Source organism: Gemmatimonas sp. (assembly GCF_031426495.1).
Classification (GTDB): Bacteria; Gemmatimonadota; Gemmatimonadetes; order Gemmatimonadales; family Gemmatimonadaceae; genus Gemmatimonas.
Genome location: NZ_JANPLK010000017.1, coordinates 61,570 through 82,419, shown reverse-complemented (window position 1 = coordinate 82,419; position 20,850 = coordinate 61,570). Strand labels below are relative to the sequence as shown.

Sequence of the window (20,850 nt, the reverse complement as noted above, 5' to 3'; positions counted from 1 at the left end):
ATGGGCAATGAAGCGCGCACGTCGAACGAGGTCAACCGCATCAGTTCCAGAACTCCCAGCGCACGCCGTACATCTGGACGGCGGGCGGCATGGTGATACCGCGAATCTGCTCGTACGCACCGCCGGTCAGATTGCGGTATTGGTAGAAAAGCGTCGCGCGCTGGATGCGCAGTTCGAGCAACCCGGTCATCACATTGGCGCGCTCGGTGATGCGGACCTCCGGCGTGCTGCTGCCCGCCGCCGTGCCGTAGAAAAACGGCACACCATCGCGCAGCTCGTGCCAGATGCGGGCGTTGATCGAGAACTCACCACGCGGGAATCGACGGCGCCAATCGCTGATGAGTGCGATCTCCGTTCGTACGTGCAGCTGCGGACGATTGTACTGCGAGCCATCCCACCGAATCGCCTGCACATCGACACGCACGTCTTTGTACACACGACCAGCGGCCGACACGAGGACACCCTGGGCATCGACCGACGACAGCACGGCCGCCGGCGTTCCCAGAATCACCGGCGAGTCGAAGCGATTGCCGTTGTCCCGAATGACGCCGCCGCCGAGCCACAATCGGCCAACTTTGAGCGCGGCCTCGGCGCGCAACGTGTTGCCACTCTCGCGACCGGTCGCCGAATCCGGGGTGCGCGTACTCTGCGCGCCGGTGAGGATCAGCCACGAAAAGGGTTGCGCCCGTGCCGACAGATCGATGCGGCGCGTGGAGTCCGCTCCGTTCTCTTCGGCGAACGCACCGATCGCATAGCGTGCGCCGCCAAGTCGTCCGCGCAGCGCTGGCGCGTGGAACGCCGCGCCGTCGATCGGACGCACCCGATCTGTGAGCGAGACCGACCAGAGCGACGTGCGATACCCCGCCGCCAGCAGCTGTTGGGTGCGTCCACGAATCGTGTCCGTTACCACGGCCGGCGTCGAGTCGGTTGCCTCCACGGCATCGCCGATTCCTTCAAGGCGCGTGCGCACGACACCGACAATCGCTTGCGACCAGAAACCGCGCAGCGTATCGCCGTATCCGACCCTCAGATACGCATCGCGACGCGAGCCCTTGTAGGGCAGCAAATCGGTGAATCCTTCGCGCGCCGTATGCGGATCACGTTCACGGGCGGTCGCATTCGCGAACAGATCGACGCTCACACGACGCTTCGACCAGCCAATGCGGGCCATGAATCCCTGCACCGTTCCATCACCGCGTCCGGCCGAGCTCTCCGCACCGGTGAATGCATTCACGCGTCCACTCTGCGTCGCCACTTGCTGTCCACCGAGTTGCAGCAGCACGCCGTTGCGCCACCGACGCGCAAAGAGGCCGCGAAACGCGTTGGTATTCAGGTCACCCGTGAAGATATCGGCCCGAGTGTACGGCGTCGTGCGCTCGACGGTCCACGTGCGCATCCAGACGCGCACCTCGCCGGCCGCCCGCTCCACCACCAACTCATCGAGCATCCATAGCTGCACGTCGGTCAGATCGATCGTGCCGCCGTTGCGCGGCTCGATGGCATCCATCTCGACCCCATCGATGAACAGACGGAGGCGCCGGGTATCTCCGGCGAAGGACGCGGCGTGTACGCCGGCGATCCATCCGCTGCGATACGTCGTGACGCCTGGCACGCGATCGAGGAGATCCGCCAGGTTGACCGCCCCCGACGAGAGAATCTCCTCGCGGGAAAACCGCAGTCGCGGCGACGTCTCGAAATCATCCGGTCGTTCGAAGCGCGCGAGCGGCGCCTTGATCGTATCGGCCGCGATCGCGCGTTTGATGCTGTCCGTGCGCGCGACTTCACGCTTGAAGACGGCCGAGTCGCTGGCGATGATGCGCTTGGGAAGCGTGTCGACACCCGGCGGCGGCGGCACGGGCACCGACACCCGTACCGTGTCCTTCCGCACCGAGTCGGGACGAACCTGCGCCGACGCGAACGCCGGCACCGCGATGGCCACCAGCAGGCTGGCGGCCATAAGCCGAACGGAGCGGATCACCGACGCGCGCGCGCCCGTACGATTTCGACGAACGTGCCCACGGGCGTCCCCGTCGGTCCCTTCGGAATCCAGCCCAGATCGACCTGCGAATAGGCCGTCCCGGCCACGTCGAGATGCACCCACGGATAACCGTCCACGAATTCCTGCAGGAAGAGAGCAGCGGTGATGGAGCCCGCCGCGCGGCCGCCTGTATTCTTCAGGTCGGCCACATCGGATTTGATCTGCTCCTTGTACTCATCCCACAGCGGAAGGGGCCATCCCGGCTCACCTGAAGCCGCTCCGGCGGCCAGGACTTCGTCGACCGCTGACTGGTCCTTTCCGAACACGCCGACCGCATTCGCACCAAGACCAATCACGATGGCACCCGTGAGCGTCGCCGCATCGATGGCGATCGCCGGGTTGAACCGCTTCGCGAACACCAACAGGTCGGCCAGCACCAGACGACCTTCGGCGTCGGTGTTGATGATTTCGATCGTCTTGCCGTTCGAGGCCCGTACGACGTCACCGGGCTTCACGGCCGTGCCGGAGGGCATGTTGGTGGTCGACCCGATGATGCCCACCACGTTCACGGGCAGCTTGAGACGACCGATGGCGTCCATCGCACCCATCACCCCGCCCGCGCCCGACATGTCGAACTTCATCCACTCCATTTCCGGTGCCGGCTTGATGGAGATGCCACCGGTGTCGAAGCAGAGGCCCTTGCCAATCAGTACCACGGGCTGCTGATCCGGCGCGCCGCCGCGATACTCGAGCGCGACGAGACGAGGCTCCTCCGGCGTCCCCTGCGCCACGCACAGAAACGAACCCATCTTTTCCTGCTCCATCTCGGCGCGCCCGAGCACGGTGAGCGTCATCCCGTGGCGCGCGGCGATCTCGCGCCCCACTTCGACAAACGTCTCGGGCGTACACACGTTGCCGGGCATCATGCCGAGCCGCTTGGCGATCGCCTGCCCCTCCGCCACCGCCGCACCGGCCGCGAAGCCCGCCCGCACGGCATCAGTGTCGGCGCCCAGCACCGTGACCGACTCCAGGCGCGCCCGCCGATCCTTCTCGGGCGGCTGAGCCTGCAGATCGGGATAGGCCCAACTCCCGGCGGCCGCTCCAAGCGCGAGTCCTTCGATGGCGTCGGCGTTCGCGTCCCCACCGGCGAGTACGAGGTGCATTGCACCGGTACCGAGCTTGCCCGCCTGCCGCGCCGCGATGGCCGCCGCACGTCGGGCGGTAGCGCGCGTGAGCGGCGCCGATCCGCGACCAACCAGCAGGACACGATGAGCACCCGTGTCGCCACCGACGAACAACATGGTCTCATCGCGTCCGCCACGGAAATCGCGTCGGGCGATCGACCGCTGGATCGCGCCGGCGAGCGGCGAATCCACGGCGCGCAGGGCGTCGTCGAGTGTCAGGTCCTGAGACAGCACGATCGCCAGCAACGGTGAGTCGACCGAGGCGGGAGCGGCATGACTGAGCTGGAGCGAAAAGGGCATGGACGCAATCGGCGCAGAGGGAATAGGCGATGCCGCACGGTCGCGGATCGCCCATGAGTCGTGGAGCGTGCACCATCAGATTACGGGAAGCTAGGCATTCACGGGCGGGCGCGGCAAGCGAGGCGAGCGGCCACGAGCGACGAATGGTGCCGGAAACATAGAACGCTCGGTTTTCCGAGGGGAAAACCGAGCGTTCTATGCTGCGAAGACTGGGGCGGTAGGAGTCGAACCTACAACCGCTCGATTAACAGTCGAGTGCTCTGCCATTGAGCTACACCCCATCAGTGGCCCATGTACAGCCGCTGCCCTGCACTCAACATCGACAACTACGCACGACAACTCAACGGCGTTGTGCGAAACGCCTAGCGCGCCGTACGACATCACGATAGGCGCTCAACCAATGCCCAGACCGAGGGTCGAACTCGGAAGCCCTTGCGGGCGCGGGATTTTGAGTCCCGTGCGTCTGCCAGTTCCGCCATCTGGGCGTACACCATCCATACCTAGACAAGTGTACACGGTTGGCGAAAGCGACGCCACGGGGGGAGCCATTACATCGGCGGCGGTGCCCCGCGTCGCCGCATGTCCCGAGCATCCGATGAGCCGGCCGTCGAATCGTCCATTCCCATGCGCCGACGCTGCAGGTCATGCATTCCCCGGCGAAGCTCATCCTGCAGCCCGAAGTAGCGCGCCCGCTGCGTCGGCGAGAGGAACTTGGCCAGCTCACGCTGTTCGGACTCCAACAGATCGAGCTTGCGACGCTCGAGGCGAGGCATCTGGTCGAGTAGTTCGCCGACCCTGACCTCGTTGGCGTTCTTCCCCGCCTTCATCTCCTCACGCAACGACGTGCGCAGCACGAACTCCTCTCGGCGCAGCACGCGCCGCGATTCTTCCGTACGCGACGCTACCTCACGCAGCTTGCTCTGCTGATCATCGGTGAGACGCAGTCGCTCCTTAACGATGGCGTCGATGCGTTGCTTAAAGCGCTTCTCGAGGACGTCACGCTGTGGATCATTCATGCGCGACGCGCCCGAGCGACCGGTCCCGTGCGGCGGTGTCCCCTGCGCGACGGCACCGATCGGCGAACCGATCGTCATGACGAGCGCGGCGGCGACCATCCATCGAAATCGCGGCGTCATCATGGTGCGGACCCTCCAGACGTCGATACAACAGGTAGCGTCGGCAACGGCTCAGTGGAGCTCGTGCCATCCCATTTCTCGAGGCGATCGAGCATGCGCTGCAGCTCGGCTTCGGAGTAGTCGCCAAGATCGCCGTACGACACGGACACCCGCGATTCGCGACCGGCGCTGCCGATGTTCGCGGGCGAATCCAGTGCCGCGATCGTCGCCGACGGCTGCACGCCAGGCGCCGGCGTCCGCGACCATGCGCTTTCGGCGGCTTCCGCCAGCCGGGCCTCGTTCGAACGAGCACCTGTAAGGCTATTCGGACTGTTTCGCGACACGATGAGCGAGGTGCCACCTACGATCATCACGCCGACCGCCGCCGCCACTTGCCAGACGGATCCCGACCAGTTGCGCCGAGGACGCAGCGCGCTCACCGGCGCGCTCGTCGGCGCGGCGGCTCGCGACGGCGCGGCATCCGGCGATGTGTCACTGGACGATCGTAGAAGTCTCAACGTCGGCGTGGGCCGCGGCAGGTTCGCCACGATCTTCGCGACATCGACGGTCACGGCCTTTGACCGAACCGCGCGCGCCAGGCGCAGCACGGCGATGTCGTCGCGACACGGGTCGCAGATCGACAGGTGCTGCTCCACCAATGCCGCGGCGGCCGCATCAAGCGACGCCGACACATAGTCGGGCAACAGGTCCTGCATCTCCGGTGTCCGGCACTCAGTCATCGAGAAACTCCTTCACGGCTCGCATCGCGTTGTGGTAGTGCACCCGGGCGGCGCCCTCAGAACTGTCGAGGATTTCCGCGATCTCCCTGTAACTCCGCCCTTCCTGCACACGAAGCGTAAACACCTCACGCTGCATGCGTGTTAGACGACCAATCGCCGAGGCCATCCGCTGCGCGGCTTCATCCGCCACCAAGGCGTCGAGCGCGTCGTATTCGGTAGCCGCATAACCGTCGTCTACTTCGACCTCACGCCCCCGCCGAGCCGACGATCGTCGCCGATCGATGACGAGCCGACGTTCGATGGTAAACAACCACGTGCGCAGCGAACTGTCCGACCGGAACGACTCGAGCGCCGAAAATGCCCTGATGAACGTGTCCTGCACCAACTCGTCGACATCCTCCTCGACCCCCAAACGGACCGCAAAACGCGCCAGCGCGCCCGCGTGCCGCTCGACTATCGCCGTGGCGGCCCGCTCGTCACCCGCCATCCACTGCGCAATGAGGGCGCTATCGACGGACGCGTCATCGGTCTGTTCGGCTTGGATCATACGCTTCGACCTATTGGACGACGCGCCGGGGGCATCGTTAAGGCCGTGCCGCGCCATTGACGTGACGAGGTCGGGCACCGAAGCTTGGCCGCCAGAGCGGTTCGGGCTGGGAATCGGGCAACGACGACGCGACGGGGAGCGCAGACATGCATATACCAGACATCATCGCCCATCGCGGCTCGTCGCGCGAGTGCCTCGAGAACACTCTCGCCGCCTTCAGCCGAGCCCTCGAACAACAGGCAGACGGCATCGAGCTCGACGTGCATGGGTCGGCCGACGGCCACGTGGTGGTGCATCACGACTCGGTGCTTTCTCTGGAACGGGGTGGAAACGCCGGAGGCACTGCGGCGATTCGCGACCTGACGCTGTCGGAGATCCGTACCGCGCGGCTGCACGGCGGGCATCCGCTGCCGCTTCTCGACGATGTGCTGGCGCTGGTCGGGACGCAGGCGACGGTCTACGTCGAGGTGAAGGCTGCACGCATCGAGGCGGCGGTCGCTGCCGTGCTGGACCGCCACCCCACCGTGCGGACGGCGGTGCACTCATTCGACCATCGCATTCCCGCCACGGTCAGGGTGACTCGCCCGACCACGGCGATCGGGTTCTTATCCGACTCGTATCTCATTGACCCGGTGGGCATGCTTCACCCCACCGCGCCGGACGCGCTTTGGCAATACACCCACCTGATCGACGAAGCGCTCGTGATCGCGGCTCACGACCGTGGCACCAAGGTGATCGCGTGGACCGAAAACGATCCGGTGCGCGCGCATCTCCTCGCCGCATGGGGCGTAGACGGCCTCTGCACGGATGTACCGGCGACCATTCGCGCGGCGTTCTATCCCTGAGGATCCGTCGGCGGCGCGGACTGCTGCACCGGCGGTTGCACGGGCGCGGTCGGCACTGAACCGGCGGCCGTCTCGGCCTCCGTCGTGCCGTTGGCGGCGCGCGCCGCGGCCAGCTCAGTCTCCAGGCGACGTGCCTCGGCGTCCTGCGCCCGCAAGGCGACAATGAGCCGATCGCGTGCGTCGGCCGCCAACTCGCCACCGGCATCTGCGGCACGGAACACGGCGTATCCAAGCGCCTCGGCGGCCTTGTCCGCCTGTTCGCGGGCCCGATAGGCGTCGAGGCGCAGCTTGCCCTCGTCGAAGACGTCCTGCGCCGCCTTCCCGGCCTTATCGATCCCCTGCTTGACCTTATCCCAGATCGCCATGGCTCGCTTCTCCGAAAAGTGTGAGTGATGCAAAGAACCTACGTGAACCGACACCCGGAAGTTACGGCGGGACAAACGCAAAAAGCCCCCGCGCACGGCGGAGGCTTTTTGAATACCACGATCGTCTGGCGAGGGTTAGGCCTCGACTACTTCCTCGACGATCATTTCGACGAACTCGACGGGGAGCACACTGATCTTGTACTTCTTCTTGTTGTGGTGTTGGAACTGCACCACTCCATCGACGAGCGAGTAAATCGTGTAGTCGGTGCCCATGCCGACATTGCTGCCGGGATGCCACTTCGTACCGCACTGACGCGCGATGATGTTGCCAGCCGTTACGAACTCACCACCGTACTTCTTGATGCCGCGAAACTTCGGATTCGAATCGCGACCGTTGCGTGATGAGCCGACGCCTTTTTTATGTGCCATTGCTCTTACTCCGGAAAAGGAGGCGCGCCAGTGAGGCGCGCCGCCGGCGATCAGCCGAGGGTGATTTCGTTAATGCGAACTTCCGTGAACTTCTGCCGATGACCCTGCTTCCGGGCGTAGTTCTTACGGCGCTTGAACTTGAAGACGATGATCTTGTCTTCGAGGCCGTGCTTCACGATCTCGCCGGTGACCTTGGCACCGCTGAGCGTGGGCACGCCCATGCGGACACCGGTGCCGACATTGCCGATAAGGACGTCGTTGAACTCGACGGCCGTGCCGGCATCGCCGAGCAACGAGGGAATCCTGAGGGACTTGCCCGGCTCGGCACGGAACTGCTTGCCGCCGGTGCGAATGATCGCGTAGCTCATGGCTCTATCTGTTAAATCGTATTCTGCAGGCTTCAAACGTAGCCTTAAAGCTTATCCGGCTTCGCTTTAGCTGTCAAGCGCCTGAGACCAGCCTCAGGCGCCTGTGGGAACGTGGATTTCCGGCCGTGTTCAGGCCAAGGCGTACTGCTGTGTGACATCCCGCTGGGCGCCCCGCATAACGAGCTTGATTTCATCCGGGCGCAGGAGCGGATCGTCGCGCAGCTCCAAGGGGAATCCAGCCAACTTCTCGAGGCGCTTCACGAAGTCGTGCTCCTGCTCCAGCACGTGCAGCGCGACCTCCGGGTGGAGCCGCAAGATCACCGGCTCTCGGCGCCCCTCGGCCGACATGCGACGAACGGCCCGCTCGGTTCGACGAACGATCGTTTCCGGCGTGAATACCCGGCCCGTTCCGCTGCAGGTGGGGCACGACTCGGTCATGCTCTGCCAGTGGCTCTGACGCACGCGCTGGCGGGTCATCTCCACCAACCCCAGGTCAGACACGGCATGGGCCTTCGTCCGGGCGCGATCACGACCGAGATGGGTCCGCAACTCGTGGATCACCTTGTCGCGATTCCCCTGCGTTTCCATGTCGATGAAATCGCACACGATGATGCCACCGACGTCACGCAAGCGCAGCTGTCGCGCAATTTCGCGCGCGGCTTCGGTATTCGTCTTGAACACGGTCTTTTCGGGATCGCGCTTGCCGGTGTACCGCCCGGAATTGACGTCGATCGAGACGAGCGCCTCGGTTGGCTCGATGATCAGGTAGCCACCGCTGGGCAGATCGCAGCGCCGCTTGAAGAGGTCGCGGATTTCCGTCTCGATATCGGCCTTGTCGAACAGCGGGACGATGTCCTCGTACAGCTTCACCCGCTCGACGAGCTCGGGGGCGATGCCGGTGAGGTACTCGGTGATCTCGTTGAAGACCTGGCGCGAGTCAACGGTAACGCCCTCGACCTTCGCACTGAATAGGTCGCGCACGAGTCCGCGGGTCACATTGGTCTCGCGATGCACCAGGGCCGGCGCGCGCGTGAACTGCGTTTTCCGCTTGATCCGCTTCCAGTTATTGATGAGCGTGTTGAGCTCACGCTCGAACACTTCCTTGGTCGCGTCCTCGGACACGGTGCGGATGATCACGCCGCCGACGTCGTCGGGGAGCATCTCGGACACCATCGCCCGAAGACGCTGGCGTTCGGAGCGCTCGTCGATCTTGCGGCTGACGCCGACTTTCGACGCAAACGGCATATACACCAGGAACCGCCCGGCGAGGGAGACCTGCGCGGTCACGCGGGGCCCCTTCGTGGAAATGGGTTCCTTGGTGATCTGGACGAGGATATCCTGCCCGCGCTTCAAGAGGTCCTGAATCGGGCGGACTTCACGGCGCCCACGACGCCCACCGCCGGCGCTTCCGCCGCCAGCGTCATCTCCGGCCTCGTCCTCGTCGTCGTCTTCATCATCGGCCACGGGCGCATCCTCAACCACCACATCGGCGGCGTGCAGGAATGCGGACTTCTCGGTGCCGATGTTCACGAAGGCGGCCTGAATACCTGGAAGCACGGCTTCGACCTTCCCGAGATACACGTCGCCAACCATGCGACGGGCATCGGGTCGATCTACCAGCAGCTCCACCAACTGGCCGTCCTCGAGAATGGCGACGCGCGTCTCGCGCGGCGTCGCGTTCACCAGGATTTCTCGCTTCATTCTGACCTGCCGCGCGTCTCGGCGGTGGCGACTCCACTGGACCGATGCGGCGACAAACACGGTGATCGAACAGAGGCTGCCCGAGCGCGCCAGGCGGCGGCGACACGGACGACGTCACGGGGCTCCCCCAACCAGCACGACTGATCGGACGGGCGAGTCGCGCCCGAACACCGCGGACCGTCCCGCGCTTCGGTAGCGGCGGGAGGCGCAGGCCTCAGGAGAAACGCGATTACCCGCGATCGACACACAGGGCGTGTCATGCGGTGGGACGTGTGGAGGGCGTCGGATGGCTGCACGCTGGCGCCAATCCGCCCCCGCCACAAACGCAAACGGCCCGTGAGTCGCACGGGCCGCCGGCGCCGGAAGCGACGGCTACGGAAACTGCGGGGTCCTACCAAAACGGACTACCAAGGAAGAGTACACGGGACCGAACGTCTCCCGCAATACACCCACGGCGGTCCGTCCCGGTGACTCAGTCCATCAGTCCCTTCAGCAGGTGCCTCGCGATCACCATGCGCTGGATCTCGCTTGTCCCTTCGCCAATTTCGCAAATCTTGGCATCGCGCATGTAGCGCTCGACCGGGTAGTCCTTCGTGTAGCCGTACCCGCCGTGGATCTGAATGGCCTTGATCGTGGCGCGCATGGCCAGCTCCGAGCAGAACAGTTTGGCCATCGCGGCTTCCTTGCCGAACGGCTTGCCCTGCTGCGCCAGCCAGGCGGCGTGATACACCAGGTGACGGCCAGCTTCGATCTCGGTCGCCATATCGGACAGCTGGAACTGAATCCCTTGGAACGTCGCGATGGCCGCCCCGAACTGCTTGCGGACCGACGCGTACTTCAGCGATTCCTCCAGCGCACCCTGCGCGATGCCGATCGAGAGCGACGCGATGCCGATACGGCCGGCGTCGAGCGTCTTCATGAAGTTGATGAAGCCGAGGCCCTCGGTGCCCAGAAGATTCTCCGCCGGTACTTCGACGTTGTCGAACAGCAGCTCGCGCGTATCGGACGCACGCCATCCGAGCTTGTTCTCCTTCTTGCCCGACGTGAAGCCCTTCATCGGCGTCAACGAGTCATCGTGGCCGACCCCCAGTACACGGCACTGCGCGAGATCGCAGCTCTCCTTGTTCAGGATGAACGACGAGATGCCCTTCGTACCCTTGGACGGGTCGGTCACTGCGGTGACGACGAACACTTCACCGACACCGGCGTGGGTGATGAAACGCTTGGAGCCGTTCAGCAGATAGTAGCCGTCTTTTTTCTCGGCCGTTGTACGCGTGCCACCGGCATCGCTGCCCGCGCTTTCTTCGGTGAGGCCGAAGCCGCCGAGCACCCTGCCGCTGGCCAGCAGCGGCACGTACTGCTCGATCTGTGCCTTCGTGCCAAAATTCACGATGGGCGACGTGCCGAGCGTGGTGTGCGCGCTGATCGTGATGGAATGCGATGCGCACACTTTCGCGAGCTCCTCGATCGCGATCATGAAACTGATCGTATCGAATCCGGCGCCACCGACATCCTCGGACCACGGGATACCGAGGAGTCCGAGTTCGCCCATGGCCTTCACATTCACCCAGGGGAACGTCGAGTCCTCATCGTGTTGCGATGCGACGGGGGCAACCTGCTCTCGCGCAAAACTGCGGACCATGTCACGCACGGCGAGATGCTGCTCGTTGAAATAAAGACTATCGTCCATGGAAGACGTCGAGGTCAGAGCGGGCGGGACCGGCCACGAACGGACTGCTTCGTACTGGCCGGTAGAAGGACTTCAGTGGTGCCCAAGCATCGATCGCAGGCAGCGCACTGGGAGCGCACTTCGGGGTCTCCGAAATAGCGCAGGACGAACGCTCTTCGGCAATAGCGCGTCTGCGCATATCCCTGCATAGCGTCGAGTCGGTTCAGATCGGATTTGCGTCGTCGGTCGATCGCGGACCAATCAACCGGCAGCCATTTCCCGTGTTGGGCGCGCGGATCGAGGCGCACGCCCGCCCCCGTTCGCGTCCACGTGACGAACTGCTGCGCTGCCAACCGCTCCAAAACAGGGACGAGCGCCATCGATCCACCGAGCGCACGAGGTAGCGAGTCGAGATCAATGGTGGCGCCGAGCTCCAGCTTGCTGCCGACCGCACGCCACAGCGCTCGGAGCACGTCCCGATCAAACGCACGATCGCCCGTGAGCTCGCCAATGACCCGCTCCGGACACGCGAGGAGCCGGACCGCGACGCGACCCGGCGCGGGCGCCTCACTCGTACAGGCGCCGGCCGCCATCAGGACGCGAAGCGCCGCCCCGATCTTTCGCTCGCCGAGCGACGTGGGCAGGCGGTGCGCCAGCTCCTCGACTGAAAGTGACACCATGCCCTGCCGGTCGGCGAGTGACCGCAACGCGTGCCAGGTGCGTTCGATGACGGAGCGCTCAGGGTGCGCACAGTCGCTGAAGAATTCGTGCGTGAAGCGATCGGGATACGCATGCAACAGGACACACGTGCTCTGCTGGCCGTCGCGACCGGCGCGTCCAGCCTCCTGGTAATACGCCTCGAGGGAACCGGGCATGGAGTGATGCACTACCAGTCGGACATCGGGCTTGTCGATACCCATGCCGAACGCGCTCGTGGCCACGATCACCCGCGCGCGCTCCTGCATGAACGCATCCTGCGCGCGCTGGCGGAGCGCGTCGTCCAGGCCGGCGTGATACGCGACGGCTCTGATGCGTCCGCGCACCAGCACGGAAGTGACGCGCTCGACCGCCTTGCGCGTGGGTGCGTAGACAATCGCCGGCGCATCCGTGGCGCGCAGCAGTGTGATGGCGGAACGATCTTTGTCGGGCTGCGTGCGCACCGGTGTCACGTGATACGTGAGATTGATGCGATCGAAGCCGGCGACGACCACCTCGACGTCACGCAGCGCGAGCTGCCGCACGATGTCCCTCCGGACATCGGGTGTCGCGGTTGCCGTGAGGGCAACGGTTTGCGGCATGCCGAGTCGCTCGCGAATCAGTCCGATTCGCCGATAGCTCGGCCGGAAATCGTGCCCCCACTCGCTGATGCAGTGCGCTTCGTCGACGGCCAACAGCCGCACCCCGACGTCGACGAGACGCTGAAGGGTGCGGCCGGCCTCCAGTCGCTCGGGCGCGAGATAGAGCAGTTTCAACGAGCCGTCGCGCGCCCGTGCCATACGCTCGGCCACCTCACTCACGCTCAGCGTGCTGTTGATGAACGCCGCCGAGACGCCTTTGCGCTGCAGCGCATCGACCTGATCCTTCATCAGCGAGATCAGCGGCGAGATCACCACGGTCAGTCCGTCGCGAATGAGCGCGGGTACTTGGTAGCAGAGTGACTTGCCACCGCCGGTGGGGAGCACCAGAAGCGAATCGCGCCCGGAAACCACCGACTGCACGGCACGAATCTGCGGCGGCCGGAAATCCGGATAGCCGAACGTGTCACGCAGTGTGGCGCGGGCGAGTTCCAGCGTGCCGTAACCGGCGGATGTGGTGCGTGCGATCGGCATGCCGCACGCTAGTCGTTCCGCTTCGCGCGCCCGTCATCGAAAGGATGCGCGCGCCCTTATGCGAACGCCGCCTACTTCTCGTCGGCCGGAATGCGCTTGTTGGTTTCGTAGAGCATGTACGCGATGAATAGCCACACCAGCACGCTCACAACTTTGAATGCGCCACGTCCAATGCGTTGGGTCTGGAACGCCGTGACGGCGTCGATGATGGCGAGGACTGCCAGCCCGATCGGCAGGAGCGGCATGAGCGTACGAAACAGACGCTTCATGTCAGACCGCTCTCGAGAAATGGCCGCGCGTAAATGCGCCGTCCAACAGGCGGCGGGTCGCCGTCAACTCCGGCAACACGTCGCCGGCAAGCGCATCGAGCATGTCGCGATAGGAACGCACAATCTGTTGCACGGGATCACCTGGAACGTTGAAGACCATCTGATAGCCGCGCACGCCCTGCGCCCACAGATCGGGAAGATACTCGGACCCGTCAATGGGGCGCGAATGCAGCAGCCGGTTGCGGCACGCCGAGTCGGTGGCCACCGCGAAGGTGTAACCGGCCGGATCCGTCAACGACACGTTGGTGTGCTTCTGCACGCAGAGATCACGACACGTGGTCGGCTCGCGATCGAATGCCGCCGAGAGCACGCAATGCTCGATCGTCATCCCCTCGGTGCGCCCGTACACGAGTACGTCAAAATTGCGTCCGCGCCACGGATCGGTGAGCTGACCGAGTTCCTCCGTCGTCAGTTCGATCGACGCGACCAGTCGTGATGCCCCGAGCTCGAACAGCAGTTGCGCGGTGTGCTGGTTAAACACGTTGGTCGCGTAATCCGCGATGACGTCGCGCCCTGCCCCACCGAACTCGGAGAGCAGGCCCAGATGGCCGGTGAGCAACGGCAGGTCGAGCGCGAACCATTTGTCGAGGCGCTTGCGCTCTTCGGGGCGCACAATGGTCGGCGTGCGCAGACGCAGGCTGACGCCGGCCGCGGCGAGTTCTTCGCGCAGCGCGTTCACGCGGGCGAGTGGTGGCGTGGGATGGCGTAGGAACGGATCCAGCACAATCTCCGTCGCACCACCAGCGGCGGCTTCACGCGCGGTATCGAGATCGCACACGATGGCCCGCAGCGCGAAGGAGGCATCCCTGACCGCCGATGGGACCGATGAGGCAACCGTGTCGACCGCCTCGGCGATGCGCGCTTCACGCACCGCCAGATCGCTCTGACGCGCCCAGCCGAGCTGCTCCTCGAGTTGCGCCACCGCGTCCTGACGGATGCGATTCAATTCGCTCACCGGCAGGAACAGGCCATCGGCAAGACCGGCCACGTCGACCGTGCCTAACTTGAAGGCCGTCCCCCCCAGTCGTCCGAGCTGTTCACGAAGCTGCGGAACATCGAGTGAGCGTTTGCTGGCTACGCTGAGCGGGACTTCGCCGCGCACGGTGACTTCCATTTCGCCGGCATGCCAGATCGTCTTGAGCGGGCCGCCGCTATGGCCGAACACACGTACGTCGATGCGCAACGCGCCGACACGCTCGGGCACCGCCACGGTGGCGAACGATGCCTGCGCCTGCCGCAAGAGCGTGGCATCGCTCGTGCGCACCACGCGCCATCCTTCGGGCACGCGCGATCGCGCGGCGCTCAACCGGACGCTTACGACCTGACGATGGGTGCCGTTGCGCGTCCACACGTTGCGAACACCCTGCACGGAACCGCCCATCGTGGCCGCCGATGTCGGCTCCGGCGATTCGAAGCCGAGTCCATCACCGACCGCTATCGCGTGCGTAGTCTCGACGATCAGTTCTGCGCCCTCGTGACCGACCACCTTACCGATGGGCAATCCACGATTGTCGGGCTGTGTGCGCGTGATGTACTCGCGACCCTCGCGTCCACCATACATGCCGCCGGTGTTGCCGCGGCTGAAGATCTGGACGAGCGGTTCGACCTCTTCGATCGACGGCGCGAGTGCGCGTTCTCCGCGTGCCAGCGCATCGAGCCATCCGCGATACGCCTTCGTGACGGTCGCGACGTATTCCGGCTTCTTCTTTCGCCCTTCGACCTTCAGGCAGCCGATCCCGAGCTCAGCGAGCTGCTGGAGGTGATCATGCGCCGCGAGATCCTTTGCCGAGATGAGATACCCGCTGTCGAGTGTGGCTCCGGTTGCCTCGTCGGTGAGCGTGTAGTCCTTGCGGCACGACTGCGCGCATGAGCCCCGGTTCGCCGAGCGCTCGCTGATCATGCCGGACATGAAGCACTGGCCGGAGTACGAGATACACAGCGCGCCGTGCACGAACGTCTCGAGGCCAAGCTCCGGTACCGCCGCCCGGATCGCCCGGATGTCTTCGAGCGTGTTCTCCCGCGCCAGCACCACGCGCTCCACGCCCAGTCGCTGCATCACCCGCGCGCCGGCGGCGTCGTGTACCGTCATCTGCGTCGAGCCATGCACCTCGAGCTGCGGGTACACTTGCTGAATGAGCCGCACCACGCCCAGGTCCTGCACGATGGCCGCATCGATCCCGCGGTCGACACACTCGCCGAGATAGGCGAGCGCCTCGCCGAGTTCCTCGGGCTTGATGAGCACGTTGAACGTGAGGTACACCCGGGCGCCGCGGGAATGCGCGATCGCACAGGCCAACTCGAGCTCATCCAGCGAAAGCTGGGCGCCCTCATCGCGGGCGTTGTACATCGAGGCGCCGAGGTAGACCGCATTGGCGCCATTGGCGACCGCAGCGCGCACGGCGTCGAGGGTGCCGGCCGGGGCGAGGAGTTCAGGGACGGGGGTGCGAGACATCCCTCAAACCTAACCACGGTGGCCAACGCGTGATTTCCGACCGGAATATCGGCGGTGGCGAACGTGTGGGCGGCGGGGGAAGTACCGGTGGCTACGGGGCGGGACTCGGGAACCAACGGTTGCTAAGCACCCAACTTCTCAAAGCGGTACTTCCCCCGTCCCACACACGTTGCACTCTAAACGGCTTCCGGTGGGAAATCCCGCGGTTACCGCCGCGTTCGGAGGCGCTCCACCAAGCGAATGATCAGCGCGCCGGCCAGGCAGCCGATGCCGACCCAACGGACCCATTCCGTCCCGGTGCGAAGGGCGAAGACAAACGCCATGACACCGGCACCGATCAGGGCCAAGCGCAGGGCCATCATGCGAAGGCCGGAAGCCCTGCCGCGACGGCCTCGGCGTCGGGCACGTCGATCACCATGCGCAAAAGCGCGGTCGAATAGACCTTGCCCTGCGCGTCGGTCTTGAGCGACAGTGTTCCGCCGCCGTCGAGCGCGCCATGCAGCAGGAAGTTCACGGCATGGAGGTTAGGCAGTTCGAATCTGTCCACGCCCCCGTTGATCTGACCGGAGAAATGCTGCGCCACACGGTCGCGCGTCACGTACTGCACGAGGGTCGGATACCACTCGGGCTTGAGCGCAATCACGCCGACGTTGGCCGTGTCGCCTTTGTCGCCACTGCGGGCATGTGCGATATCGAGCAAACGAACCTGCATGGCCGTTACTCCACGATGGTGACAGCGGTGGACACGGCTCGCTTGTCGAGCAGCGCAGGCCAGTAGGCCACAATCTCCTCAACCTTGGGGCGACCACCGGCGAAGCCGGTCACGCTCGGCGGGCCGTTCAGCACCAAGGGCACGATTTCACGGGTGAACCGCTCGACATCCGCGCGGTTTTCACCGCGCACGCCGATGCGGAACATCACTTCCGGTGCATCTTGGCCGTCGCCGGCCAGCGCGCCGTGCGTCGATGTCGCTCCGACGAACTCGGTCAGCACCTGATCGAACTTGAGTCCGAGGTTGTCGAGACGCTCGCGGAGAATACGATCGGCCATCTGGGCCTTCTCCATCGCGTCGGGCCACGAGTACACCAGCGACCCCACCGCTTTGTAGCCGGCGCGATACGCGATCGACACCTTGAGGAACGGCGTCGGCGGACCGCCGGTGATGCCATGCACGCGGACGCGGTTTTCACCATCAGGCGCCAGCTGAATGCTCGTGAAATCGGCGACGACATCCGGCGTAATGTACGCGTGCGGATCGCCCATCTCGTACACCAGCTGCTCGGAGACGCTCGGCACGCTCACGCGGCCACCCGTACCCGCGTGCTTCGTAATGACGAACGTTCCGTCTTCAGCGGCTTCGGCGATCGGGTAGCCCACATTCGCCATGTCGGGGATCGTGCGCCACTCGTGCATGCAGTTGCCGCCCGAAGACTGCGCGCCGCACTCCAGGATGTGTCCGGCGATGATGCCCGAGGCCATCTTGTTCCAGTCGTCCGCCGCCCATCCGAATTCATGACGCAACGGCGCCATCGTGAGCGCGGTATCGGTGCTGCGCCCGATCACGACGACGTTGGCCCCCTGTGCCAGCGCTTCGACGATCGGCTCGGATCCGATGTAGGCGTTCGCCGACATCACGCGATCGCGAATCGTCGACAACGGTTCACCGGTGTCCATGTTGTTGAGCTCATGACCGGCGGCCATGAGATCGTCGAGCCGCGCGAGAATGTCATCGCCCGTGACCACGCCGATGCGAATCTTACCGCGCACACCGTGCTTCGCCGCGGCATCGAGCAGCGCCTCGGCGCAGGCGACGGGATTCACACCGCCGGCATTCGCGATCACCTTCACGCCACGTTCAGCGACGGCCGGGAATACGCTCTCCATGGCCCCGATGAAATCGCGTGCGTAGCCCATGCGGGGATCACGCTCTTTCTGCTTCTGTAGAATCGACATCGTGACTTCCGCGAGGTAGTCGAGCATCAGGTAGTCCACCTGACCACCTTCCACCTGACGACGCGGCGCTTCCAGCCAGTCGCCCCAGAAGCCCTGACCGCTGGCGACGCGCACGACGCGCGATGAATCGGACATCAGTACTCCGTGCCGGGAACCGGCGCGCCGTAGGTCGGCATGGGGGGCAGGACGAAGGCACCGAGATGCGGCCCCGGATTCTGGGCCGCCGCACGCAGCGCAAGCGCCAGCATCGTGCGGGTGTCTTCGGGATAGCAGATCGCATCGACGAAGCCACGCGCGGCGGCATAGCGGGCGTCGAGTTGCGTTTCGTAGTCCGCGCGCATCTGCGCGGCCGACTCGAGCACTTCAGCCGACGGATCGACGCCGGCCTTCTTCGCCACGTCGAGCGCCGGGCCATGCACGGCGCCGACGGCCGCTTCTCCCTCCATCACCGCCATGCGGCCGGTCGGCCAGCTGAAGATGAAGTCGGGATCGAAGCCCTGTCCGGCCATCGCGTAATACCCGGCGCCGCTCGCGTGGTTGACCGTGAGGACAATCTTGGGGACGCGGGCGCAGGCCATCGCCTCGACAAAGCGCGCGCCAGCCCGGATGATGCCCTCGTGTTCGGCATCGGGACCCACCATGAAACCCGAGACATCCTGCACGAAGATGATGGGCAAGCCCTGCCGATCGCATCGCTCGATGAAGTACGCGACTTTCTCCGCGCTCTCAGCGTAGATGATGCCACCAAACCGCGGGCGTTCACCGGCCCGCCCCTTGATGAGGCCACGCTGATTGGCCACGATGCCCACCGGGATGCCTTCGATGCGCGCATCGCCGCAGATCATTTCCCTGGCGAGGTGCGGCTGGAACTCGTCGATGGCGCCGTCGTCGAGCACCGCCTTGAGCACCGCGTGCATGTCGTACGACATGCGGTGATCCGCGGGCAGCACATCGTACAGCGCCGACGGCGGCACGGCCGGCGGCCGATATGTCGCGGGCACACTGCGAAACGGCTTCGGCAGCCGTGCCACGAGCTCGCGCAGCTTGTCGAGGCACTGCGTGTCGTCGTCGAGCGCGTAGTGCGCCACGCCGGAGATCTCCGTGTGCGTGATCGCGCCGCCCAGCGTCTCGCCGTCGACCGTCTGTCCCGTCGCGCCCTTCACGAGATTCGGTCCGCCCAATCCCATGAACGACGTGCCCTTCACCATCAGGATCACATCACTGAGCGCGGGAAGGTATGCACCGCCAGCCACACACTGCCCCATCACGGCGGAGAACTGCGGAATCCGCAGGTACCGACGCATGATGGAGTTGTAGTAGAAAATGCGCGCAGCACCGAACTGGCCGGGGAAGACGCCACCCTGATACGGCAGGTTCACGCCCGCCGAGTCGACGAGATAGATGATGGGGAGCCGGCAGCGCATCGCGACTTCTTGCGCGCGCAGAATCTTGGTGATGGTCTCGGGCCACCACGAGCCAGCCTTCACGGTCGCGTCGTTCGCGACGACGACCACTTCACGACCGTCAACGATCGCGATGCCGGTGATCACGCCGGCGCCCGGGGCCTGTCCTTCGTAACGATCGTACGCGACGAGCAGCCCGATCTCGAGGAAGGGCGTTCCCGGATCAGCGAGGCGCTCGACACGTTCGCGGGCGGTCAATTTTCCCTGCTTGTGCTGCTTCTCGATCTTGTCCGGTCCGCCCCCGAGTCGGAGGCGGGCTTCCAGCGCGCGAACGTCGTCAGCGAGCTGGCGTAGCCGCCCGCTCACGCGTCCTGCTGCTGACGGGACGCGAACCAGTCGCGGATGTACTCGACGAGGTCCTGCGTGCTGGTCCCCGGTCCGAACAGCCGGGCCACGCCGCGCTGCTGGAGGGTATCCATGTCTTCCTTCGGGATGATCCCGCCACCAGTAAGCAGGATGTCGTCGCGTCCCGCCTCAACGAGCAGATCACGGACGCGCGGAAAGAGCGTCATGTGGGCGCCACTCAGAATTGAGAGGCCCACGACGTCTACGTCTTCCTGAATGGCCGCCGAGGCGATCATTTCGGGAGTCTGGTGCAAACCGGTGTAGATCACTTCCATGCCGGCGTCACGCAGCGCGGCAGCCACCACCTTGGCGCCGCGATCATGGCCGTCGAGGCCAGGCTTGGCCACGAGCACGCGAATCGGTCGAGTCATCGGAGGGCAAACGGGAAAGGACCCGGGGGTCGGGCGCTGCCGACGCGAGGATTCCGCGCGGCCGCCCTTCAAGCTACTCACCCGTCCTTACGCGCCACCAGCAGCATTTCGCTGGATTTACGCGTCAGCGGGCGCTCGGTCCACGCGTCGAACGCCTGTTCGACGACCAAGCCCACCTCCTGCATGCGGGCTGCCAACTCCGAGGCGGAGTACAGTCGGATGCGGTGCGTCCGCTCCCCGTCACCCTTTGGCCCGCGCCAGGTGGACGTAATTTCGAGGAAACCCGACAGTGGGTCGAAGCGGCGTTCCTGGCCGAACACGGTACCGTCCTCGGTGCTCCACCAGTCGCGGGCCAGAAAGCGCGCCACGACCCCATCTCGACTGCCGCCGTGCCAAATCAAGAGGCCGCCCGGCTTGAGAACGCGCGCAAACTGGGCGAGCACCTTCCGGTCGTCGTACGGATCGTCGAAGAAGCCAAACGAGGTGAACAGGTTCACCACGGCATCAAAGCGCCCGGTCCACTTGGCCGGGAGTTCTCGCATGTCGCCCTGCGTGTATCGTAGCGTCTTGCCGATGCCTCGGCGCTTGGCGACCTCGAGCAGTGGCTTGGAATAGTCGAGCCCGTCGACGTCGAAGCCGGCTTCCGCGAGCAGGTGCGCGTGGCGGCCCTGGCCGCAGGGGCAGTCGAGCACGCGCGCGCCCGAGGGCAACTCGAGCACGTCGAGCAGCCGTGAGACCTCCCGGCGATCCTGTACGAGATCAAACAGCGGCTCGTACTCGTGAAGGTACTGCGCGTCAAAGTGGGTTGCCCACCAAGGACTGGTCGTCTTCATCCGGACACGCTAGATACCCCCACGGTCTCACACA

The 20,850-nt window shown here is 65.1% G+C and carries 20 protein-coding genes and 2 tRNA genes; 1 reads left to right on the top strand and 21 read right to left on the bottom strand.

Going from position 1 to position 20,850, the window contains the following annotated elements:
- Window positions 1–40: 40 nt before the first annotated feature.
- The 7 genes from RMP10_RS05580 to RMP10_RS05550 all read right to left on the bottom strand — a co-directional run bounded on the left by RMP10_RS05580 (window position 41) and on the right by RMP10_RS05550 (window position 5,864).
- Window positions 41–1,978: a Plug domain-containing protein gene (locus RMP10_RS05580; RefSeq protein WP_310569397.1), complete on the bottom strand. Its 1,938-nt coding sequence runs from the start codon at window positions 1,976–1,978 to the stop codon at window positions 41–43.
- The gene (locus RMP10_RS05575; protein WP_310569396.1) at window positions 1,975–3,462 is read right to left on the bottom strand and encodes a leucyl aminopeptidase; all 1,488 of its coding nucleotides are present in this window, start codon (window positions 3,460–3,462) and stop codon (window positions 1,975–1,977) included. The genes RMP10_RS05580 and RMP10_RS05575 overlap by 4 nt, the downstream gene beginning before the upstream one ends.
- 209 nt (window positions 3,463–3,671) lie before the next feature.
- Window positions 3,672–3,743: transfer RNA gene (locus RMP10_RS05570), tRNA-Asn, on the bottom strand.
- Window positions 3,744–3,863: 120 nt separating this feature from the next.
- Window positions 3,864–3,947: transfer RNA gene (locus RMP10_RS05565), tRNA-Leu, on the bottom strand.
- 63 nt (window positions 3,948–4,010) lie between these two features.
- Entirely contained in the window at window positions 4,011–4,601 is a 591-nt protein-coding gene (locus RMP10_RS05560) for a hypothetical protein (RefSeq protein ID WP_310569395.1), read from the bottom strand.
- Window positions 4,598–5,317, bottom strand: a complete 720-nt coding sequence (locus RMP10_RS05555) for a zf-HC2 domain-containing protein (RefSeq protein WP_310569394.1) — start codon at window positions 5,315–5,317, stop codon at window positions 4,598–4,600. The genes RMP10_RS05560 and RMP10_RS05555 overlap by 4 nt, the downstream gene beginning before the upstream one ends.
- A complete protein-coding gene (locus tag RMP10_RS05550; RefSeq protein ID WP_310569393.1) occupies window positions 5,310–5,864 on the bottom strand; it encodes an RNA polymerase sigma factor in 555 nt (184 codons plus the stop codon). The genes RMP10_RS05555 and RMP10_RS05550 overlap by 8 nt, the downstream gene beginning before the upstream one ends.
- 146 nt (window positions 5,865–6,010) lie before the next feature.
- Here RMP10_RS05550 and RMP10_RS05545 point away from each other — a divergent pair, with 146 nt between their 5' ends.
- Complete coding sequence (locus tag RMP10_RS05545) at window positions 6,011–6,709, top strand: glycerophosphodiester phosphodiesterase (RefSeq protein WP_310569392.1); 699 nt, start codon at window positions 6,011–6,013, stop codon at window positions 6,707–6,709.
- On the opposite strand, the gene RMP10_RS05540 is transcribed toward RMP10_RS05545, so the two are convergent.
- The 14 genes from RMP10_RS05540 to RMP10_RS05475 all read right to left on the bottom strand — a co-directional run bounded on the left by RMP10_RS05540 (window position 6,700) and on the right by RMP10_RS05475 (window position 20,816).
- The gene (locus RMP10_RS05540) at window positions 6,700–7,074 is read right to left on the bottom strand and encodes a hypothetical protein (RefSeq protein WP_310569391.1); all 375 of its coding nucleotides are present in this window, start codon (window positions 7,072–7,074) and stop codon (window positions 6,700–6,702) included. The two genes, RMP10_RS05545 and RMP10_RS05540, sit on opposite strands and share 10 nt — an antisense overlap.
- Before the next feature lie 135 nt (window positions 7,075–7,209).
- Window positions 7,210–7,503, bottom strand: coding sequence for a 50S ribosomal protein L27 (gene rpmA, locus RMP10_RS05535; RefSeq protein WP_171224440.1), 294 nt, complete (start codon window positions 7,501–7,503; stop codon window positions 7,210–7,212).
- Between the two features lie 50 nt (window positions 7,504–7,553).
- On the bottom strand, window positions 7,554–7,871 hold the full coding sequence (gene rplU / locus RMP10_RS05530) for a 50S ribosomal protein L21 (RefSeq protein ID WP_310569390.1): 318 nt from the start codon (window positions 7,869–7,871) through the stop codon (window positions 7,554–7,556).
- A 129-nt stretch (window positions 7,872–8,000) separates the two neighbouring features.
- Window positions 8,001–9,572: an Rne/Rng family ribonuclease gene (locus RMP10_RS05525; RefSeq protein ID WP_309669799.1), complete on the bottom strand. Its 1,572-nt coding sequence runs from the start codon at window positions 9,570–9,572 to the stop codon at window positions 8,001–8,003.
- 472 nt (window positions 9,573–10,044) lie between these two features.
- A complete protein-coding gene (locus RMP10_RS05520; RefSeq protein WP_310569389.1) occupies window positions 10,045–11,262 on the bottom strand; it encodes an acyl-CoA dehydrogenase in 1,218 nt (405 codons plus the stop codon).
- 14 nt (window positions 11,263–11,276) lie between these two features.
- Window positions 11,277–13,070, bottom strand: a complete 1,794-nt coding sequence (locus tag RMP10_RS05515) for an ATP-dependent DNA helicase RecQ (protein ID WP_310569388.1) — start codon at window positions 13,068–13,070, stop codon at window positions 11,277–11,279.
- 71 nt (window positions 13,071–13,141) lie between these two features.
- Window positions 13,142–13,339 (bottom strand): hypothetical protein, encoded by a 198-nt coding sequence (locus RMP10_RS05510; protein WP_309669802.1) that lies wholly within the window; start codon window positions 13,337–13,339, stop codon window positions 13,142–13,144.
- 1 nt (window position 13,340) lies between these two features.
- Window positions 13,341–15,851 carry a U32 family peptidase gene (locus tag RMP10_RS05505; protein ID WP_310569387.1) on the bottom strand — a complete coding sequence of 837 codons (2,511 nt, stop codon included), beginning with the start codon at window positions 15,849–15,851 and terminating at the stop codon, window positions 13,341–13,343.
- 206 nt (window positions 15,852–16,057) lie between these two features.
- Complete coding sequence (locus RMP10_RS05500; RefSeq protein ID WP_309669804.1) at window positions 16,058–16,213, bottom strand: hypothetical protein; 156 nt, start codon at window positions 16,211–16,213, stop codon at window positions 16,058–16,060.
- The gene (locus RMP10_RS05495; protein WP_310569386.1) at window positions 16,210–16,563 is read right to left on the bottom strand and encodes a hypothetical protein; all 354 of its coding nucleotides are present in this window, start codon (window positions 16,561–16,563) and stop codon (window positions 16,210–16,212) included. The genes RMP10_RS05500 and RMP10_RS05495 overlap by 4 nt, the downstream gene beginning before the upstream one ends.
- A 5-nt stretch (window positions 16,564–16,568) precedes the next feature.
- Window positions 16,569–17,939 (bottom strand): acyclic terpene utilization AtuA family protein, encoded by a 1,371-nt coding sequence (locus RMP10_RS05490; RefSeq protein ID WP_310569385.1) that lies wholly within the window; start codon window positions 17,937–17,939, stop codon window positions 16,569–16,571.
- On the bottom strand, window positions 17,939–19,573 hold the full coding sequence (locus RMP10_RS05485) for an acyl-CoA carboxylase subunit beta (protein ID WP_310569384.1): 1,635 nt from the start codon (window positions 19,571–19,573) through the stop codon (window positions 17,939–17,941). The genes RMP10_RS05490 and RMP10_RS05485 overlap by 1 nt, the downstream gene beginning before the upstream one ends.
- Window positions 19,570–19,983 (bottom strand): cobalamin B12-binding domain-containing protein, encoded by a 414-nt coding sequence (locus tag RMP10_RS05480; protein ID WP_309669807.1) that lies wholly within the window; start codon window positions 19,981–19,983, stop codon window positions 19,570–19,572. The genes RMP10_RS05485 and RMP10_RS05480 overlap by 4 nt, the downstream gene beginning before the upstream one ends.
- A gap of 77 nt (window positions 19,984–20,060) precedes the next feature.
- Entirely contained in the window at window positions 20,061–20,816 is a 756-nt protein-coding gene (locus RMP10_RS05475; protein WP_310569383.1) for a methyltransferase domain-containing protein, read from the bottom strand.
- Window positions 20,817–20,850 lie beyond the last annotated feature (34 nt).

Bases quoted from the DNA above. Each gene is read 5' to 3' on its own strand.
- RMP10_RS05575 (WP_310569396.1), bottom strand. From the start codon at position 3,462: ATGCCCTTTTCGCTCCAGCTCAGTCATGCCGCTCCCGCCTCGGTCGAC.
- RMP10_RS05560 (WP_310569395.1), bottom strand. From the start codon at position 4,601: ATGATGACGCCGCGATTTCGATGGATGGTCGCCGCCGCGCTCGTCATG.
- RMP10_RS05515 (WP_310569388.1), bottom strand. From the start codon at position 13,070: ATGCCGATCGCACGCACCACATCCGCCGGTTACGGCACGCTGGAACTC.
- RMP10_RS05555 (WP_310569394.1), bottom strand. From the start codon at position 5,317: ATGACTGAGTGCCGGACACCGGAGATGCAGGACCTGTTGCCCGACTAT.
- RMP10_RS05480 (WP_309669807.1), bottom strand. From the start codon at position 19,983: ATGACTCGACCGATTCGCGTGCTCGTGGCCAAGCCTGGCCTCGACGGC.
- RMP10_RS05510 (WP_309669802.1), bottom strand. From the start codon at position 13,339: ATGAAGCGTCTGTTTCGTACGCTCATGCCGCTCCTGCCGATCGGGCTG.
- RMP10_RS05495 (WP_310569386.1), bottom strand. From the start codon at position 16,563: ATGCAGGTTCGTTTGCTCGATATCGCACATGCCCGCAGTGGCGACAAA.
- RMP10_RS05505 (WP_310569387.1), bottom strand. From the start codon at position 15,851: ATGTCTCGCACCCCCGTCCCTGAACTCCTCGCCCCGGCCGGCACCCTC.
- RMP10_RS05525 (WP_309669799.1), bottom strand. From the start codon at position 9,572: ATGAAGCGAGAAATCCTGGTGAACGCGACGCCGCGCGAGACGCGCGTC.
- rplU (WP_310569390.1), bottom strand. From the start codon at position 7,871: ATGAGCTACGCGATCATTCGCACCGGCGGCAAGCAGTTCCGTGCCGAG.
- RMP10_RS05545 (WP_310569392.1), top strand. From the start codon at position 6,011: ATGCATATACCAGACATCATCGCCCATCGCGGCTCGTCGCGCGAGTGC.
- RMP10_RS05475 (WP_310569383.1), bottom strand. From the start codon at position 20,816: ATGAAGACGACCAGTCCTTGGTGGGCAACCCACTTTGACGCGCAGTAC.
- RMP10_RS05490 (WP_310569385.1), bottom strand. From the start codon at position 17,939: ATGTCCGATTCATCGCGCGTCGTGCGCGTCGCCAGCGGTCAGGGCTTC.
- rpmA (WP_171224440.1), bottom strand. From the start codon at position 7,503: ATGGCACATAAAAAAGGCGTCGGCTCATCACGCAACGGTCGCGATTCG.
- RMP10_RS05550 (WP_310569393.1), bottom strand. From the start codon at position 5,864: ATGATCCAAGCCGAACAGACCGATGACGCGTCCGTCGATAGCGCCCTC.
- RMP10_RS05500 (WP_309669804.1), bottom strand. From the start codon at position 16,213: ATGATGGCCCTGCGCTTGGCCCTGATCGGTGCCGGTGTCATGGCGTTT.
- RMP10_RS05540 (WP_310569391.1), bottom strand. From the start codon at position 7,074: ATGGCGATCTGGGATAAGGTCAAGCAGGGGATCGATAAGGCCGGGAAG.
- RMP10_RS05520 (WP_310569389.1), bottom strand. From the start codon at position 11,262: ATGGACGATAGTCTTTATTTCAACGAGCAGCATCTCGCCGTGCGTGAC.